16 protein-coding genes and 2 tRNA genes are annotated in these 15,486 nt (G+C 63.6%); 5 read left to right on the top strand and 13 right to left on the bottom strand.

Annotated features, from left to right (window positions below; translation table 11 throughout):
* Nucleotides 1–23: 23 nt before the first annotated feature.
* From IB234_RS06890 to purM, 4 genes are all read right to left on the bottom strand, one after another.
* Nucleotides 24–302, bottom strand: a complete 279-nt coding sequence (locus tag IB234_RS06890; RefSeq protein WP_192315836.1) for a Rho-binding antiterminator — start codon at nt 300–302, stop codon at nt 24–26.
* 94 nt (nt 303–396) lie between these two features.
* A complete protein-coding gene (locus tag IB234_RS06895; protein ID WP_192315839.1) occupies nt 397–1,116 on the bottom strand; it encodes a DUF3108 domain-containing protein in 720 nt (239 codons plus the stop codon).
* A gap of 8 nt (nt 1,117–1,124) precedes the next feature.
* Nucleotides 1,125–1,772, bottom strand: a complete 648-nt coding sequence (gene purN, locus IB234_RS06900) for a phosphoribosylglycinamide formyltransferase (RefSeq protein WP_412547904.1) — start codon at nt 1,770–1,772, stop codon at nt 1,125–1,127.
* Nucleotides 1,772–2,830: a phosphoribosylformylglycinamidine cyclo-ligase gene (gene purM, locus IB234_RS06905; protein WP_192315841.1), complete on the bottom strand. Its 1,059-nt coding sequence runs from the start codon at nt 2,828–2,830 to the stop codon at nt 1,772–1,774. The genes purN and purM overlap by 1 nt, the downstream gene beginning before the upstream one ends.
* A gap of 197 nt (nt 2,831–3,027) precedes the next feature.
* Here purM and IB234_RS06910 point away from each other — a divergent pair, with 197 nt between their 5' ends.
* The 3 genes from IB234_RS06910 to IB234_RS06920 all read left to right on the top strand — a co-directional run bounded on the left by IB234_RS06910 (nt 3,028) and on the right by IB234_RS06920 (nt 5,958).
* Complete coding sequence (locus IB234_RS06910) at nt 3,028–4,053, top strand: DUF2066 domain-containing protein (protein ID WP_192315843.1); 1,026 nt, start codon at nt 3,028–3,030, stop codon at nt 4,051–4,053.
* A gap of 83 nt (nt 4,054–4,136) precedes the next feature.
* Nucleotides 4,137–5,213 carry an AI-2E family transporter gene (locus tag IB234_RS06915; protein ID WP_192315845.1) on the top strand — a complete coding sequence of 359 codons (1,077 nt, stop codon included), beginning with the start codon at nt 4,137–4,139 and terminating at the stop codon, nt 5,211–5,213.
* A gap of 307 nt (nt 5,214–5,520) precedes the next feature.
* On the top strand, nt 5,521–5,958 hold the full coding sequence (locus IB234_RS06920; protein ID WP_192315847.1) for a CopD family copper resistance protein: 438 nt from the start codon (nt 5,521–5,523) through the stop codon (nt 5,956–5,958).
* A 72-nt stretch (nt 5,959–6,030) separates the two neighbouring features.
* Here IB234_RS06920 and ychF read toward each other — a convergent pair whose 3' ends face one another.
* From ychF to IB234_RS06965, 9 genes are all read right to left on the bottom strand, one after another.
* Nucleotides 6,031–7,131 (bottom strand): redox-regulated ATPase YchF, encoded by a 1,101-nt coding sequence (gene ychF / locus IB234_RS06925; RefSeq protein WP_192315849.1) that lies wholly within the window; start codon nt 7,129–7,131, stop codon nt 6,031–6,033.
* 37 nt (nt 7,132–7,168) lie between these two features.
* Nucleotides 7,169–7,753: an aminoacyl-tRNA hydrolase gene (gene pth, locus IB234_RS06930; protein ID WP_192315851.1), complete on the bottom strand. Its 585-nt coding sequence runs from the start codon at nt 7,751–7,753 to the stop codon at nt 7,169–7,171.
* A 35-nt stretch (nt 7,754–7,788) separates the two neighbouring features.
* A complete protein-coding gene (locus IB234_RS06935; RefSeq protein WP_192315853.1) occupies nt 7,789–8,394 on the bottom strand; it encodes a 50S ribosomal protein L25/general stress protein Ctc in 606 nt (201 codons plus the stop codon).
* A gap of 111 nt (nt 8,395–8,505) precedes the next feature.
* Entirely contained in the window at nt 8,506–9,447 is a 942-nt protein-coding gene (locus IB234_RS06940; RefSeq protein WP_043307172.1) for a ribose-phosphate pyrophosphokinase, read from the bottom strand.
* A gap of 77 nt (nt 9,448–9,524) precedes the next feature.
* Nucleotides 9,525–9,599, bottom strand: a tRNA-Gln gene (locus IB234_RS06945).
* Nucleotides 9,600–9,628: 29 nt separating this feature from the next.
* Nucleotides 9,629–9,703 (bottom strand) — tRNA-Gln (locus tag IB234_RS06950).
* A 16-nt stretch (nt 9,704–9,719) separates the two neighbouring features.
* Complete coding sequence (ispE, locus tag IB234_RS06955) at nt 9,720–10,592, bottom strand: 4-(cytidine 5'-diphospho)-2-C-methyl-D-erythritol kinase (RefSeq protein ID WP_192315855.1); 873 nt, start codon at nt 10,590–10,592, stop codon at nt 9,720–9,722.
* Nucleotides 10,589–11,203, bottom strand: coding sequence for a lipoprotein insertase outer membrane protein LolB (gene lolB / locus IB234_RS06960; RefSeq protein ID WP_192315857.1), 615 nt, complete (start codon nt 11,201–11,203; stop codon nt 10,589–10,591). Before lolB ends, ispE begins: the two co-directional genes overlap by 4 nt.
* 3 nt (nt 11,204–11,206) lie before the next feature.
* Nucleotides 11,207–12,934 carry a tetratricopeptide repeat protein gene (locus IB234_RS06965; RefSeq protein ID WP_192315859.1) on the bottom strand — a complete coding sequence of 576 codons (1,728 nt, stop codon included), beginning with the start codon at nt 12,932–12,934 and terminating at the stop codon, nt 11,207–11,209.
* A 193-nt stretch (nt 12,935–13,127) separates the two neighbouring features.
* Between IB234_RS06965 and hemA the strand changes: the two genes are divergently transcribed.
* On the top strand, nt 13,128–14,396 hold the full coding sequence (gene hemA / locus IB234_RS06970) for a glutamyl-tRNA reductase (RefSeq protein ID WP_192315861.1): 1,269 nt from the start codon (nt 13,128–13,130) through the stop codon (nt 14,394–14,396).
* Nucleotides 14,393–15,475, top strand: coding sequence for a peptide chain release factor 1 (prfA, locus tag IB234_RS06975; protein ID WP_192315863.1), 1,083 nt, complete (start codon nt 14,393–14,395; stop codon nt 15,473–15,475). The genes hemA and prfA overlap by 4 nt, the downstream gene beginning before the upstream one ends.
* Nucleotides 15,476–15,486: the final 11 nt, after the last annotated feature.

Consider the following 15,486-nt stretch of genomic DNA (forward strand, 5'->3'; position numbering starts at 1 on the left):
CCGGCTTTTTTCTGTCGCATGGCTCAGCAGGTTGCATTGCCGCCGAGTAGCACTCGACCGTAACTGGCGCCAGTGTCTAGCGGCGTAATGGCCAGCAGTCGGTCCATGCGCAGCTGCTGCTCACCATCTTCGGTGCCGACCACGAGAAACTCCTCCTTGCTGGCTGAGGTGCTGGTGCCCAGGGCCTGGGCCAGCAGTTCACTGCCGTCGACCAGCTCGATGCGCAACCGGTATCGGTGCAGGCAGGCGACTTCCAGGTAATCGTAGAGGGCGCAGGCCAGCGGTCGGTAGGTGTCGTTCATGATGATACCCAGAGGAGGTAGAAGGCCGGAGCCTAGCGTTTTCTCGCCGGCATGAAAAAGCCGGGCATTGCCCGGCTCGTTCGATTCATTGCGCTTATTCAGTGATGCCTTCGACGGTACGACCGTTGACGGTGCCGTCCTTGAGCATGATCTGGTATTCCTTGCCGTCCTTCTCTACCTGATGCAGGCGTACCAGCAGGTAGTTCCAGTCCTTGGCGAACCACAGCACGGTCTTGCGGCTGCTCTGGGTAGGGTCGCGCACGCGCTCGACCTTGATCGCCTCGATCAGGCCTGCCTTGGTGCGTACACGCTCGCTGCCCAGCACGCGAAAGTCGTAGGTCTCGATCTCGTCGCCGTCGATCACTTGGTAGCTCATGCTTTTCTTGCCGGCGGCTACGTCGTGCTGCAGCACCAACTGGTAGGTCGACTTGTCCTGGATTCCGCGGTTGAGCGGGAAGCGCACTTGGTCGCCCCGGTCATTGCCCAATACTTGTTTCTCGGTCCAGTCGAAGTCCAACTCGATCTGTTTGGCCTTGCCCAGGCCGCTACGCACGAAACGATAGGTCAGCGGCAGGAAGGCGTCGCTCTCCATGCGGAAGGTGCTGGTCTCGTTGAGGCTGGCCACCAGCATGGAGGCTTCGAAGTTCAGCTCCCAGCGGCCGTTGTCCAGGGCCTCCAGGCTGCGGCTGGCGGTACCGCTGATCGGCACCTGCTTCCAGTCGGCGGTATAGCTGGCGGAGAAGGGCTTGAGCTCCAGGGCGGCCTGCACCGGCAGGGCCAGGAGGGCGAGCAGCATCAGCAGAACGCGGGGCATGGAATCTCCTATGTGCGGATCAGGTGTCCGGTGGCCGGCAGGTCCTTGCCGTCCAGTTGTGCGCCGCTGGCGCCCAGTTGCAAACGGCCTTCGGCGAACCAGCGCATCGCCAGAGGATAGATGTGATGCTCCTGGAAATGCACGCGCTGGGCCAGGCTTTCCGGCGTATCGCCAGACTCTACCGGCACCACCGCCTGTACGACCAGAGGCCCGCCATCGAGTTCCTCGGTGACGAAGTGCACACTGCAGCCATGCTCGCTGTCACCAGCCTCCAGCGCACGCTGGTGGGTGTGCAGCCCCTTGTACTTGGGCAGCAGCGAGGGGTGGATATTCAGCAGACGGCCTTCATAGTGACGCACGAAACCGCCGGTGAGGATGCGCATGAAACCGGCCAGCACCACCAGCTGCGGATCGAAGCCGTCGATGGCTTCGACCAGCGCGGCGTCAAAGGCCTCGCGGCCGTCGAACTGCTTGTGGTCTAAGACCAGAGTGGCGATGCCAGCCTGCTTGGCCCGTTCCAGCCCGTAGGCGTCGGCGCGGTTGGAAATCACCGCGGCGATGCGGGCCGGGTTGCCGTCTTTGGCGATGCTGTCGATCAGGGCCTGCAGGTTGCTGCCGGACCCCGAAATCAGCACCACGACATTGCAGTCGGCCATCAGTGGGCTTTCAGATTGTTCAGCACGACCAGTTCGGCACCTTCGGCGGCCTGGGCGATCTGGCCGATCACCCACGGGGTTTCACCCGAGGCGCGCAGGCTGGCCAGGGTGGCCTCGACCTGGTCCTGGGCGACGCAGATGACCATGCCGACGCCGCAGTTCAGTACGCGGTGCATCTCGTGCTCGTCGACGTTGCCTTTTTCCTGCAGGAAGTCGAACACGGCCGGGCGGTTCCAGCTGGCCACGTCGATCACCGCCTGGGCTCCTTCCGGCAGCACGCGCGGGATGTTGTCGAGCAGACCTCCGCCGGTGATGTGGGCCATGGCCTTCACTGCGTCGGTGTCCTTGATCAGCTTCAGCAGCGGCTTGACGTAGATACGGGTCGGCGCCATCAGCAGGTCGGCCAGTTTGCTGCCGTTCAGCTCGGTGTTTTCGATGTCGGTGCCGGACACTTCTAGGATCTTGCGGATCAGCGAGTAGCCGTTGGAGTGCGGGCCGGAGGAGGGCAGGGCGATCAGGGCGTCGCCGGTGACCACTTTCGAGCCGTCGATGATCTCGGCCTTCTCCACCACGCCGACGCAGAAGCCGGCCAGGTCGTAGTCTTCGCCTTCGTACATGCCCGGCATCTCGGCGGTTTCACCACCGACCAGGGAACAGCCGGCCAGCTCGCAACCAGCGCCGATACCGGTGACCACGGTGGCGGCCACGTCGACGTTGAGCTTGCCGGTGGCATAGTAGTCGAGGAAGAACAGCGGCTCGGCGCCGCATACGACCAGATCGTTGACGCACATGGCGACCAGGTCCTGGCCGATGCTGTCGTGCTTGTTCAGGTTCAGCGCCAGACGCAGCTTGGTGCCGACGCCGTCGGTGCCGGACACCAGTACCGGCTGCTTGTAGCCGGCGGGAATTTCGCAGAGGGCGCCGAAACCACCCAGGCCACCCATGACTTCCGGACGCGCGGTGCGCTTGGCCACGCCTTTGATGCGTTCGACCAGGGCTTCGCCGGCGTCGATGTCGACACCTGCATCCTTGTAGCTGAGGGAAGGTTGCTTGCTCATGGTTTCAGGCCTTTGGAAAGGGGGAATGCTGTGGGCGGCCGGCGTTGGCGCGGACCGGTCCGCAAAGGCGCGCGATTTTATCAGGCTTGCCCGCCAGCGGCCACCGGGCACGACGGTTGCCGGGGGACAGGCGGCTGTTTAAGGTATAGCCCTTCACGCGCCATGCAGGCGCGTTACTTCGAGCCGAGACTCTATCGATGCGCCTGTCCGTCCGCCTGCTTGCCCTCTGTCTTTCGCTGCTCAGCCTGCCGGCCCTGGCCGAGACGGTCAGCGGCCTTTATCAGGTGCGTGAACCGGTCACCAGCCAGCAGCCCGAAGAGCGCACCGCCGGCCTCAATCGCGCGCTGGAGACGCTGGTTCTGCGTCTGACGGGCGACGCCAAGGCGGTGCAGAGTCCTGCACTGGAGGGTGTGCGCCAGGACCCGCAGCAGTTGGTCAGCCAATACGTGTATGAAGGTGAAAACCTGGTTGTGGACTTCGATCCACTGACCACCGAGAACAAGTTGCGCCAGGCCGGCCTGGCGTTGTGGGGCGCCAATCGCCCGGCCATTCTGGTCTGGTGGCTGAACACCAGTGCCGAGGGCGCAAGCCTTGTAGGCGATGGTCAAGAGGCGGCCTCTCCGGTGCGCCAGGCCGCCCAGCACCGCGGTCTGCCGCTACGTCTTCCTCTGGCCGATTTGCAAGAGCAGTTGGCCGCTACCCCGGAAAACCTCGGCGCGGCCCAGCCAGACGTGTTGCAGCCGGCCTCGGAGCGCTACGGCGCCGATGCTCTGCTGGCTGTACAGGCTCGTGAGGAGGGCGGCCAGTGGCAGGCCGAGTGGCGTTTGTGGCTGGGCGATGCTCGCGAGCAGGGCAAGGCCCAGGGTGCGGACCAGAAGGCCCTGGCCGACGCCGTGCTGCTGGCCGTAAGCGAGCGCCTGGCCCCGCGCTTCCTGGTCAAACCGGGCGCCGCCAGCGCCCTGACACTGGAAATTCAGGGTGCTGACCTGGGTCGCTACGCCGAACTTGAGCGCCTGCTTGAGCCTTTCGCCGCTCGCCTGCTGCGGATCAAGGGCGATCAGATGGTCTGGCAGGTCAATGCCAGCGCCGAGCAGCTGCGTGCCCAGTTGGGCCTGGCTGGCCTGCAAGAGGTGCCGGCTGACGCCGCGCCGCTGGATGCCGGCACTGATCCCCAGGCTGCGCCCGCTCCGGCGCCAGTCAATCTCATGCGCTTCCGCTGGTAACCGCGGTTCGCGTTCAAGGACTGATACGTGCAATGCCCGGTATGCGGGCATGCAAACCTTTCACTAGAGGCGGAGTGCCTGAGATGACCGATTCGCGGCGCTGGATGTGGCTGGCCGGACTGTTTCTTTGCGGCTGGTTGATCTATCTGCTCACCCCCATCCTGTCTCCCTTCCTCGTGGCGATGCTGCTGGCCTACATGGGCGATCCGCTGGTGGATCGCCTGGAGAAGCGAGGGCTGTCGCGCACCTGGGGTGTGGTCATCGTCTTCAGCCTCTTCAGCCTGGTGCTGCTGGTCATGCTGCTGGTGCTGATCCCCATGCTGGGACGTCAGTTGGTACGTCTCTACGAGTTGGCTCCCCAGGGCCTGGACTGGGCCCAGCATCAGGCGCTGCCCTGGGTGCAGGCGCAGCTTGGCCTGGCCGAAGGCTTCTGGCGTTTCGACCAGCTCAAGCAGGCGCTGTCCGGGCATCTGGGCAAGACCACCGATATCGTCGGTGGCCTGCTGGCACAGGCCACGGCATCGAGTCTGGCGCTGCTGGGCTGGCTGGGTAACCTGTTCCTGATTCCGGTGGTAGCCTTCTACCTGCTGCGTGATTGGGACCTGATGATGGCCAAGCTGCAGAACCTGCTGCCAAGGGCTCGGGAGGGTCTGATAGTGAGCCTGGTCGGCGAATGTCATGAGGTGCTTGGTGCTTTCATGCGTGGCCAGTTGTTGGTGATGCTGGCGCTTGCGGGCATTTATTCGATGGGGCTGATGGTCATCGGCCTCGAGCTGGGGCTGCTGATCGGCTTGCTCGCCGGTCTGGCCAGCATCGTGCCGTACATGGGCTTCATCGTTGGCTTTGGCGCTGCGGTGGTGGCTGCGCTGTTCCAGTACGCAGGCTTCGAGCTGTACCCGCTGATCGGTATCGTTGTGGTCTTCAGTATCGGCCAGTTGCTGGAAGGCATGGTGCTGACTCCCATGCTCGTCGGCGACCGGATCGGGCTGCATCCGGTCGCCGTGATCTTCGCCATCCTCGCTGGCGGCCAGCTGTTTGGCTTTACGGGCGTGCTATTGGCACTGCCGGTGGCCGCGGTGATCATGGTCCTGTTGCGCCATGTCCATGACTTCTATAAGCAGTCGTCCATGTATGACTCCTTGCCGCCGGGCTCCAGCTGATCGGATAGGCCTCTTCGCCACTGGTGTCTCCTGAAACCGGTGCTAGTTGACCTCGATCATCCCCTCAGGGCCATGTATTCGGCATGATGCTGGCGTGTCGAGTGGTCCGGGAGAGTGCTGGCGATCTAGCCTCTCGAAGGTAGCGATCATCATCGCACCCCTGAAGCCGGTTGCATTGCTGCCCCCCCTTCGAAGGTGGCTTCCATGGGCATCTGGCGTGCCTGCATCTTCTCCTGCGTCCGCCGATCGGTATTCATCTCGCGGTTCTGCCCCTGCCGTGGGGCGTCCGACGGGCATAGGAGGCAAAATGTACCTGCTGCTTAAATTCATTCACCTGACCGCTGCTGCGTTCTTTATCGGCGGCGTCTTCTTCGAGGTGATGATACTGAGTCGTGCCGCTCGGCAACTGGAGGCCGAGCCTCGTGAGCGGCTATCCAAGGCGCTGGGGCAACGGGCACGAAGCGTGATGCATTGGGTCGTGCTGGCCCTCTATGGCGCGGGGCTCGGTCTGGCTTGGCATTATCGATCGGCACTCGCAGCGCCGTTCGAGAGCAGCTTTGGTACGCTCCTGGCGTTGAAGATCTGCCTGGCCTTGAGCATTCTCGGTCACTTCATGCTGGTGGTAGCCCTGATGCGTAGTGGGCGGATGACTCCCGCACGCTCGCGGGCGATCCATATCAGCGTACTCACCCAGATGCTGGGCATCCTGTTCCTCGCCAAGGCAATGTTCCTGTTGAGCTGGTGATGAGGGGCTGCCGGCAAAGAAAAACCCCTTGAGGTGATCCTCAAGGGGTTCTGTGTTCGAGCCTTGTGTGGCTTAGACGTTGAAGCGGAAGTGCATCACGTCGCCGTCCTTGACGATGTATTCCTTGCCTTCCAGGCGCCACTTTCCGGCTTCCTTGGCGCCGCTTTCACCCTTGAACTGGATGAAGTCGTCGTAGGCCACCACTTCGGCGCGGATGAAGCCTTTCTCGAAGTCGGTGTGGATCACGGCGGCGGCCTGGGGGGCGGTGGCGCCGATGCGCACGGTCCAGGCGCGGACTTCCTTAACGCCGGCGGTGAAGTAGGTCTGCAGGTTGAGCAGGTCGTAACCGGCGCGGATCACGCGGTTCAGGCCCGGCTCTTCCATGCCCATGGATTCGAGGAACATCTGTTTCTCCTCGTCTTCGTCCAGTTCGGCGATCTCGGCCTCGATCTTGTTGCACACCGGTACTACAACCGCACCTTCTTCCTCGGCGATGGCGCGAACCACGTCGAGGTGCGGGTTGTTGTCGAAGCCGTCTTCGGCGACGTTGGCGATGTACATCACCGGTTTGCTGGTCAGCAGGTGGAAGCCGCGAATGACCAGCTTCTCGTCGGCGCTCATGTTCTTCATCAGGCTGCGTGCAGGCTTGCCTTCGGTGAAGTGGGGGATGAGCTTCTCGAGAATGGCCTTCTGCGCCAGGGCTTCCTTGTCGCCACCCTTGGCGTTGCGGGCGACCTTCTGCAGTTGCTTCTCGCAGCTGTCGAGGTCGGCGAAGATCAGTTCGAGGTCGATGATTTCGATATCGCGCTTGGGATCGACGCTGTTGGCGACGTGGATGACGTTCTCGTCTTCGAAGCAGCGCACCACGTGGGCTATGGCGTCGGTCTCGCGGATGTTGGCGAGGAACTTGTTGCCCAGGCCTTCACCCTTGGAGGCACCCGCCACCAGGCCGGCGATGTCGACGAACTCCATGGTGGTGGGGATCACGCGCTCGGGTTTGACGATGGCAGCCAGGGCGTCCAGGCGGCTATCGGGCATGGGTACGATGCCGCTGTTCGGCTCGATGGTGCAGAACGGGAAGTTCTCCGCGGCGATGCCGGATTTGGTGAGGGCGTTGAACAGGGTGGACTTGCCGACGTTGGGCAGGCCGACGATGCCGCAGTTGAATCCCATGGTGTATCCCTCGCGGAGATGAAGTCGTGAAAAGGGGTCAGGCTTTCTGGCTGTGCAGTTTTTGCATGGCGCGGGTCCAGTCGCCGGCGAGCATCTCGGGCAGTACGCCCAGGGCGTTGTCGACGCTCTTGTCCAGCAGCTCCTGCTCGCTACGCGGCGCGCGGCCGAGGACGAAGCCGGAGACCAGGCTGGCGTGGCCAGGATGGCCGATGCCGAGGCGCAGGCGGTAGAAGCCGTTCTGATTGCCGAGCTGGGCGATGATGTCGCGCAGGCCGTTGTGCCCGCCGTGGCCGCCGCCGAGTTTGAGTTTGGCGACGCCGGGAGGCATGTCGAGTTCGTCGTGGGCCACCAGGATGGCGTCCGGGCTGATCCGGAAAAAATTCGCCAGCGCCGCCACGGACTGGCCGCTGCGGTTCATGAAGGTGGTGGGGATAAGCAGACGAACGTCGTGTCCCTGATGGCTGAATTTGCCCACCAGGCCGGAATATTTCTTGTCGAGGCTCAGGCTGACGCGTTGCTGGTCGGCCAGGCGCTCAACGAAAAGGGCCCCTGCGTTATGCCGGGTCTGGTCGTATTCGGGGCCTGGATTACCCAGGCCGACGATCAGTTGCACGGCAGTCACGTAGGAGCCCTTCCCTTAGCAGGCGAGCGAGTGAATTACTCGGCTGCGCCTTCCTCGTCTTTCGCTACGCGCGAAGCGTGAATGTTGGCAACTGCCAGGTCGTTGCCGTGGGCCAGGGCCACCAGCTCGACGCCTTTCGGCAGTTTGATGTCGGACAGGTGAACGATCTGGCCGACTTCCACTTTTGCCAGGTCGACTTCGATGAATTCCGGCAGGTCTTGCGGCTGGCAGGAAACTTCGACTTCGGAGATGGTGTGGGACACTTCGCCGCCTTGCTGCTTCACGCCAACCGAGCTGGCTTCGTTGACGAAGTGCAGGGGAACGTGGGCGCTCAGCTTCTGGCCGGCAACGACGCGGACGAAGTCAGCGTGCATCACGTAGCCTTTGGACGGGTGGCGTTGCAGGGCCTTGATCACGACGTTTTCGGCAGCGCCGTCAACGGTCAGGGCCAGTACGTGGCTGAAGGCGGCTTCGTTTTCCAGCAGCTTGGCCAGTTCTTTGGCGAGGATGCTGATGGATTGGGCCGGCTTCTCGCCACCGTAGATCACGGCAGGAACCAGGCTTTCGTTACGACGCAGGCGGCGGCTCGCACCTTTCCCCAGGTCGGAACGCACGTTGGCATTCAGGGCAAAATTAGTCATTACAGTTCTCCAAATAGACCAAACCGTCCGAAGCGCTTGCGACCAGCGTGCGGACGGTTGGGCAAAAAGCCCCGCACGCGGCGGGGCACTTGTCGCTCAGGGAGGTTCCGCCTAGCGGAACATCGCGCTGATCGATTCTTCGTTGCTGATGCGGCGAACCGCTTCGGCGATAACCGGGGCCATGTCCAGCTGACGAATGCGGGAGCAGGCCTGGGCGGCGGCGGACAGCGGGATGGTGTTGGTCACAACCAGTGCGTCCAGCACGGAATTTTCCAGGTTCTCGATGGCGCGCCCCGACAGCACCGGGTGGGTGGCGTAGGCGTAGACCTTCGAGGCGCCGTGCTCTTTCAGCGCCTTGGCGGCGTGGCAGAGGGTGCCGGCGGTATCGACCATGTCGTCGACCAGCACGCAGGTGCGGCCTTCGACATCGCCAATGATGTGCATGACTTCGGAAACGTTGGCCTTCTCACGACGCTTGTCGATGATCGCCAGGTCGACGCCCAGGCTCTTGGCCACGGCGCGGGCGCGAACCACGCCGCCGATGTCCGGAGAGACGATCATCAGGTTCTCGAAGCGCTGATCCTGGATGTCGTCGGTCAGTACCGGCGAGCCGTAGATGTTGTCCACCGGGACATCGAAGAAGCCCTGGATCTGGTCGGCGTGCAGGTCGACGGTGAGCACGCGGTCGATGCCGACCACGGTCAGCATGTCGGCCACTACCTTGGCGCTGATTGCCACGCGAGCGGAGCGCGGACGGCGATCCTGGCGGGCATAGCCGAAGTAGGGGATCACGGCAGTGATACGAGTGGCTGAGGAGCGGCGGAAGGCATCAGCCATCACTACCAGTTCCATCAGGTTGTCGTTGGTCGGCGCGCAGGTTGGCTGGATGATGAAGACATCCTTGCCGCGCACGTTCTCGTTGATCTCGGCGCTGATTTCGCCGTCGGAGAACTTGCCTACGGATGCATCGCCCAGAGGGATATGCAGCTGACGCACGATGCGACGAGCCAGGTCGGGGTTGGAGTTCCCCGTGAAGACCATCATCTTGGACACGCGCAGTACCTGCCTGGTGTGGTTCCGATGAAAAAAGCTGTTCAGCAAGCAGGCTTCCTGAACAGCTTTCGAGAGTATGGCAGGGGCGGCTGGATTCGAACCAACGCATGGCAGGATCAAAACCTGCTGCCTTACCGCTTGGCGACGCCCCTAAGGTAATTAGTCGAATGCTGGGAAGATATGGCAGGGGCGGCTGGATTCGAACCAACGCATGGCAGGATCAAAACCTGCTGCCTTACCGCTTGGCGACGCCCCTGTATCGCGTCCCGCATTCACTTCCGAGTTGCCGTTTCGAGCTTGCGATGCAACGGAGACCGATTGCAGCCGCGAGCGATGAAGTTCGGCAGGGTGGCCGGAAGTTGGCGCGAGACTTTATCAGCATCGGCCTGGTTTGGGAAGCTCCCAAACACACAAGCTCCGGTTCCAGTCATCTTCGCTGCAACAAATTTGTTGAGCGTTTTCAGAGCGTTACACACTTCTGGGTAACGTTTCTCGACAACCGGTTGGCAGTCATTACGACCGCCCCCCTCAGGAAGGCTGCGAACTGTAATGGCGGGGGTATCACGTGTCAACTCGGGGTCGGCAAAAACTTCCGCGGTGCTGATGCTGACCTGTGGGATGGCGACCAGAAACCAGGGCTCTGCAAGCTCTACCGGCTGCAACTGCTCACCCACGCCTTCGGCGAAGGCTGCGCGGCCTCGGACGAACACCGGTACGTCCGCGCCCAGGGTCAGGCCCAGAGCGGCCAGGCGGTCTTCGTCCCAGCCCAGCTGCCATAGATGGTTGAGGCCGAGCAGGGTGGTGGCGGCATCTGAGCTGCCGCCGCCAATACCGCCGCCCATGGGCAGGCGCTTGTCCAGCCAGATATCGGCACCGAGGGTAGTGCCGGATTCCTGCTGCAAACGGCGCGCGGCGCGAACGATCAGGTTGGCATCATGCGGTACGCCGGCCACCTCGATGTTCAGGCGGATCTCGCTATCCTCGCGCAGGGCGAAGCCTAGTTCGTCCCCGTGGTCGAGGAACTGGAACACGGTCTGCAGCTGGTGGTAGCCGTCGGCGCGGCGGCCGAGGATGTGTAGCATCAGATTGAGCTTGGCCGGGGCGGGCAGGACCAGCTGCGCCGCGGCGGGAATGACGGTGCTCATTGGCCGAGCTGGCGTGGCTGCCAGTCCTTGATCACCAGAGTGATATCGAGGTCGGTGCCATGCAGCTTGATGCGTTCCGGCAGGCGATAGCCGTTCTGCTCGGCATAGCTCAGGTACTGCAGCTGCCAGCCATCCTGCTCCAGGCGGGATAAGTGGCTGTCGGCGTCAAGGGTGACACGGCTCTTGCTGTCGGGTGCGGGCAGGCCGCGCACCCACCAGAACAGGTGAGAGACAGGCAGGCGCCAGCCCAGTTGTTCTTCGAGCAGGGCCTCGGGGGATTCGGCCTGATAGCGGCCCTGGTTGGCCACTTCCAGCAGCACATTGCCTTCGCGACCGGTCAGGCGCGCGGCGCCACGGCCGAGTGGGCCGGACAGGCGAATGTCGTAGTAGCCCTGGCGTTGCAGCCAGAACAGCGTGCCGCTGCCGGAGTCCTTGGGCGCGCGTATGCCGACCTTGCCGCTGATCTGCCAGCCGTCCAGGGCGGCAACCCTGGCTTTATGCGCCTGCCATTGCTGCGCATCGCCCTGGCCTTCGACGGATTCACGGCTGGTGAGGCCGGCGCAGCCGGCGAGAAGGGCAATCAGGCAGAGGGCGAGGGTGTGGCGAAACATGGGTCAGAGCTTCTCGGAACCGGTCAGGCGCTGAATGGTGGAGCGCAGGATGGGACTATCGGGAGCGGCTTCAAGGGCCTTTGCCCAGACCTCGCGTGCTTCGCGCTGCTTGCCCTGGGCCCACAGTACTTCGCCGAGATGGGCGGCCACCTCGTGATCGGGGAACTTGAGCAGGGCTGCGCGAAGGTGGCGCTCGGCCACGTCCAGATTGCCCAGTCGATAATTGATCCAGCCGAGGCTGTCGAGCGTGGCGGGGTCGCCCGGATTGAGCACGTGTGCTCGCTCGATCAGCGCTCTGGCTTCCTCATAACGAGTGGTGCGGTCGGCAAGGGTGTAGCCGAGGGCATTGAGCGCGGTGGCGTTGTCCGGTTCGCGCTCGATGATGCCACGCAGGTCGCGTTCCAGTCCGGCCAGGTCACCGCGCCTCTCGGAGAGCATGGCGCGCGTGTAAAGCAGGTTGGTATCGCCGGGGAATTGCCCGAGCGCCTGGTCGATCACTCGCCACGATTCGTCCAGTCGCTCGCGATTGGCCAGTGCTTCCGATTCGATCAGGTACAGCTGGATGGCGTAATCGGGTTGGCTCTCGCGGCTGCGGCCGAGTCGGTTGCTCGCTTCGGCAGCGCGTTCGCCGTCGAAGAGTATCTCGGTCTGACGGACCTGGGCCGGCAGGTAGTCGTCGCCCGGGCCGACCAGCGCGTACTCGAGCAGCGCGCTTTCTTGGTCGCCACGCTGTTCATAGATACGACCCAGGTTGAAGTGAGCGGCATCGGTGTGAGCGTCGCGTGCCACCAGTTCCTCCAGGTAGACGGCAGCTTCATCCCAGGCCTCGGCTTCCAGGCAGACCAGCGCCAGCGAGTAGCGCAGGTCATCGTCATCCGGGAACTGTTGAACCAGTCCGGCGAACTCGCTCTTGGCATCGTCCAGGCGGCGCAGTTCGACCAACTGGCGCGCGTAGGCCAGGCGTACCCGCTTGTCTTCCGGGTAGCGCTTGATCCCTTTCTTCAGCAGCGGCAAGGCTTCCTCGCCACGATTCAGGCTCTGCAGCAGGCGTGCGCGTAGCAGCAGTGGAGGGATTTCCTCCTCGCTGGCGGCATGGTCCTCAAGCAGTTCGAGTGCTTCCTCGGCGCGGCCATCCTGATGCAGCAGCAGAGCCTTGCCGAACAGCAACTGGCCGTTTTCCGGGTATTTGTGCAGCAGACGGTCGAAGCTCTGCAGCAGCCCGGCGCGGGTGTCTGGGTCCGTCTCGGCCGCGGACAGGGCGAGGAAGTCGAAGTGGGTGTCGCCCTGACCTTGCAGGACCTTCTCCATGAACTGCATGGATTCGTCGTAACGGCCGGCTCTGGCCAGCTGCACGGCGGCCGCGCGCTGGGCGTCGACGCTATCGGGGGCGCTCTTCGACCAGATCAGGGCGCTGTCCAGTGCGGCCTGTTCGGCACCCAGATACTCGGCAATACGGAAGGAACGTTCGGCCACACCAGGGTCCTGGGTAGCATTGGCCTGCTGCACGTAGTTGCCCAGGGCGATGTCGAAGCGATTGCGCTGGCCGGCTAGCTCGGCGGCGAGCAGCGAGTACAGCGTATCCTCGCTGAACGAGGCGTACTGTTGGGGAGCGGCTGGGGCTTTGCTAGCCGTCGCATCTTCCACCGGCGGCGTGCCGTCGGGCGTGGGTGCCAGGGTCTGGCAGCCAGCGAGCAGGAGGGAGGCGGTCAGCAACGCGAGGGATTTATTCATAGGGAAAGGTGCGGTCCGTGGCGTTTCTGCATCATGACACAAGCGGGAGGCGCAAGCCCACCGCGCCTCGTGGGTTTCGCTGGAGAGTGCCTTGGTGGTCTGTGTCTATCGGGGCAATTTGTCGCAATAGTTGTTCTCCCTTGGGTGACGTAGGACAATCGCCCGCTATCCCGAATTCCCTTAGCGACCCTGCATGGCCTTCCTCGCCCTCGGCATCAACCATAAGACCGCCTCGGTGGACGTCCGCGAGCGCGTGGCTTTTACCCCCGAGCAACTGGTCGAGGCTCTGCAGCAGCTGTGTCGCATCACGCCCAGTCGCGAGGCGGCGATCCTATCTACCTGCAATCGCAGCGAGCTGTACCTGGAGCAGGACCAGTTGTCCGCCGACGAGGTGCTGCGCTGGCTGGCCGACTACCACCGCCTTAGCCTCGACGAGCTGCGCGCCTGCGCCTACGTGCATCAGGACAATGATGCCGTCCGCCACATGATGCGTGTGGCCTCCGGGCTGGACTCCATGGTCCTCGGCGAGCCGCAGATCCTCGGTCAGATGAAGTCGGCGTATGCCGTGGCGCGCGAGGCCGGCACCGTCGGCCCGCTGCTCGGCCGGCTGTTCCAGGCCACCTTCAGCACTGCCAAGACCGTGCGCACCGATACCGCCATTGGCGAGAACCCGGTGTCGGTGGCCTTCGCCGCCGTCAGCCTGGCCAAGCAGATCTTCGCCGACTTGCACCGTAGCCAGGCCCTGCTGATCGGTGCAGGCGAGACCATCAGCCTGGTCGCTCGCCACCTGCACGATCAGGGCGTGAAGCGCATTGTCGTCGCCAACCGTACCCTGGAACGCGCCAGCCAGCTGGCCGAGCAGTTTGGCGCACACGCCGTGCTGCTGGCGGACATTCCGCAGGAGCTGGCATACAGCGATATCGTCATCAGCTCCACTGCCAGTCAACTGCCGATCCTCGGCAAGGGTGCCGTGGAGCGTGCGCTCAAGCAGCGCAAGCACAAGCCCATGTTCATGGTCGACATCGCCGTACCACGCGATATCGAGCCGGAAGTGGGGGAGCTGGACGACGTCTACCTCTATACCGTCGATGATCTGCATGAGGTCATCGAGGAAAATCTCAAGAGCCGCCAGGGCGCCGCTCAGGCCGCCGAGGAGCTGGTCAGTGTCGGTGCCGACGAGTTCATGCAGCGTCTGCGCGAACTGGCTGCGGTGGATGTGCTGCGTGCCTATCGCCAGCAGGCCGAGCGCCTGCGTGACGAAGAACTGGCCAAGGCCCAGCGCATGCTGGCTAACGGCAGCAATGCCGAGGACGTGCTGGCCCAGCTGGCCCGCGGCCTGACCAACAAGCTGTTGCACGCGCCCAGCGTGCAACTGAAGAAAATCTCCGCCGACGGCCGCTTCGAAGCGCTGGCCGTGGCCCAGGAACTGTTTGCCCTCGACGAGGGCCCGAGCAAGACATGAAAGCCTCCCTGCTGAAGAAACTCGACATCCTCAACGACCGCTTCGAGGAGCTCACCGCGCTGCTCGGCGATGGCGAGGTGATCGGCGACCAGACCCGCTTCCGCGCCTACTCCAAGGAGTACGCCGAGGTCGAGCCGGTGATCGGCGCCTACCGCGACTTCCGCAAGACCCAGGATGACCTCGAGGGCGCCCAGGCGCTGCTCAAGGACGGCGATCCGGAAATGCGCGAGATGGCGGAGGAGGAGGTTGCCCAGGCCAAGGCAGCGCTGGTTGAACTGGAAGACCGCCTGCAACGCATGCTGCTGCCCAAGGACCCCAACGACGGGCGCAACGTGTTCCTGGAGATCCGCGCTGGTACCGGTGGCGACGAGGCGGCGATCTTCTCCGGCGACCTGTTCCGCATGTACTCGCGCTACGCCGAGCGCCAGGGCTGGCGGGTCGAGATACTCTCGGAGAGCATTGGCGAGCACGGTGGTTATAAAGAAGTCATCAGCCGTGTCGAAGGCGACAACGTCTACGCCAAGCTCAAGTTCGAGTCCGGTGCCCACCGCGTGCAGCGCGTGCCGGAGACCGAATCACAAGGCCGCATCCACACCTCTGCCTGCACCGTCGCCGTATTGCCGGAGCCGGACGAGCAGATGGCCGTCGAGATCAACCCGGCCGACCTGCGCGTGGATACCTACCGCTCCTCGGGGGCTGGTGGCCAGCACGTGAACAAGACCGACTCGGCTATCCGCATCACTCACCTGCCTACCGGCATGGTGGTGGAGTGCCAGGAAGAGCGTTCGCAGCACAAGAACCGCGCCAAGGCCATGGCCTGGCTGGCGGCCAAGCTGCAGGATCAGCAGGATGCTGCTGCGCACAAGGAAATCTCCGACACGCGCAAGCTGCTGGTGGGCTCCGGCGACCGTTCCGAGCGCATCCGCACCTACAACTTCCCGCAGGGGCGGGTCACCGATCACCGCATCAACCTGACCCTGTACTCGCTGAACGAGGTGATCGGTGGCGCAGTGGAGCAGGTGATCGAGCCGCTGCTGCAGGAATACCAAGCCGACCAGTTGGCCGCCCTGGGCGATTGATTGATTTCACC

Source organism: Pseudomonas sp. PDM16 (assembly GCF_014851865.1).
Taxonomy (GTDB): domain Bacteria; phylum Pseudomonadota; class Gammaproteobacteria; order Pseudomonadales; family Pseudomonadaceae; genus Aquipseudomonas.

What these genes read in the sequence shown, in the direction of transcription:
- IB234_RS06890 (WP_192315836.1), bottom strand. Translation starts at nt 302, where the DNA reads ATGAACGACACCTACCGACCGCTGGCCTGCGCCCTCTACGATTACCTG.
- IB234_RS06895 (WP_192315839.1), bottom strand. Translation starts at nt 1,116, where the DNA reads ATGCCCCGCGTTCTGCTGATGCTGCTCGCCCTCCTGGCCCTGCCGGTG.
- purN (WP_412547904.1), bottom strand. Translation starts at nt 1,772, where the DNA reads ATGGCCGACTGCAATGTCGTGGTGCTGATTTCGGGGTCCGGCAGCAAC.
- purM (WP_192315841.1), bottom strand. Translation starts at nt 2,830, where the DNA reads ATGAGCAAGCAACCTTCCCTCAGCTACAAGGATGCAGGTGTCGACATC.
- IB234_RS06910 (WP_192315843.1), top strand. Translation starts at nt 3,028, where the DNA reads ATGCGCCTGTCCGTCCGCCTGCTTGCCCTCTGTCTTTCGCTGCTCAGC.
- IB234_RS06915 (WP_192315845.1), top strand. Translation starts at nt 4,137, where the DNA reads ATGACCGATTCGCGGCGCTGGATGTGGCTGGCCGGACTGTTTCTTTGC.
- IB234_RS06920 (WP_192315847.1), top strand. Translation starts at nt 5,521, where the DNA reads ATGTACCTGCTGCTTAAATTCATTCACCTGACCGCTGCTGCGTTCTTT.
- ychF (WP_192315849.1), bottom strand. Translation starts at nt 7,131, where the DNA reads ATGGGATTCAACTGCGGCATCGTCGGCCTGCCCAACGTCGGCAAGTCC.
- IB234_RS06935 (WP_192315853.1), bottom strand. Translation starts at nt 8,394, where the DNA reads ATGACTAATTTTGCCCTGAATGCCAACGTGCGTTCCGACCTGGGGAAA.
- ispE (WP_192315855.1), bottom strand. Translation starts at nt 10,592, where the DNA reads ATGAGCACCGTCATTCCCGCCGCGGCGCAGCTGGTCCTGCCCGCCCCG.
- lolB (WP_192315857.1), bottom strand. Translation starts at nt 11,203, where the DNA reads ATGTTTCGCCACACCCTCGCCCTCTGCCTGATTGCCCTTCTCGCCGGC.
- IB234_RS06965 (WP_192315859.1), bottom strand. Translation starts at nt 12,934, where the DNA reads ATGAATAAATCCCTCGCGTTGCTGACCGCCTCCCTCCTGCTCGCTGGC.
- hemA (WP_192315861.1), top strand. Translation starts at nt 13,128, where the DNA reads ATGGCCTTCCTCGCCCTCGGCATCAACCATAAGACCGCCTCGGTGGAC.
- prfA (WP_192315863.1), top strand. Translation starts at nt 14,393, where the DNA reads ATGAAAGCCTCCCTGCTGAAGAAACTCGACATCCTCAACGACCGCTTC.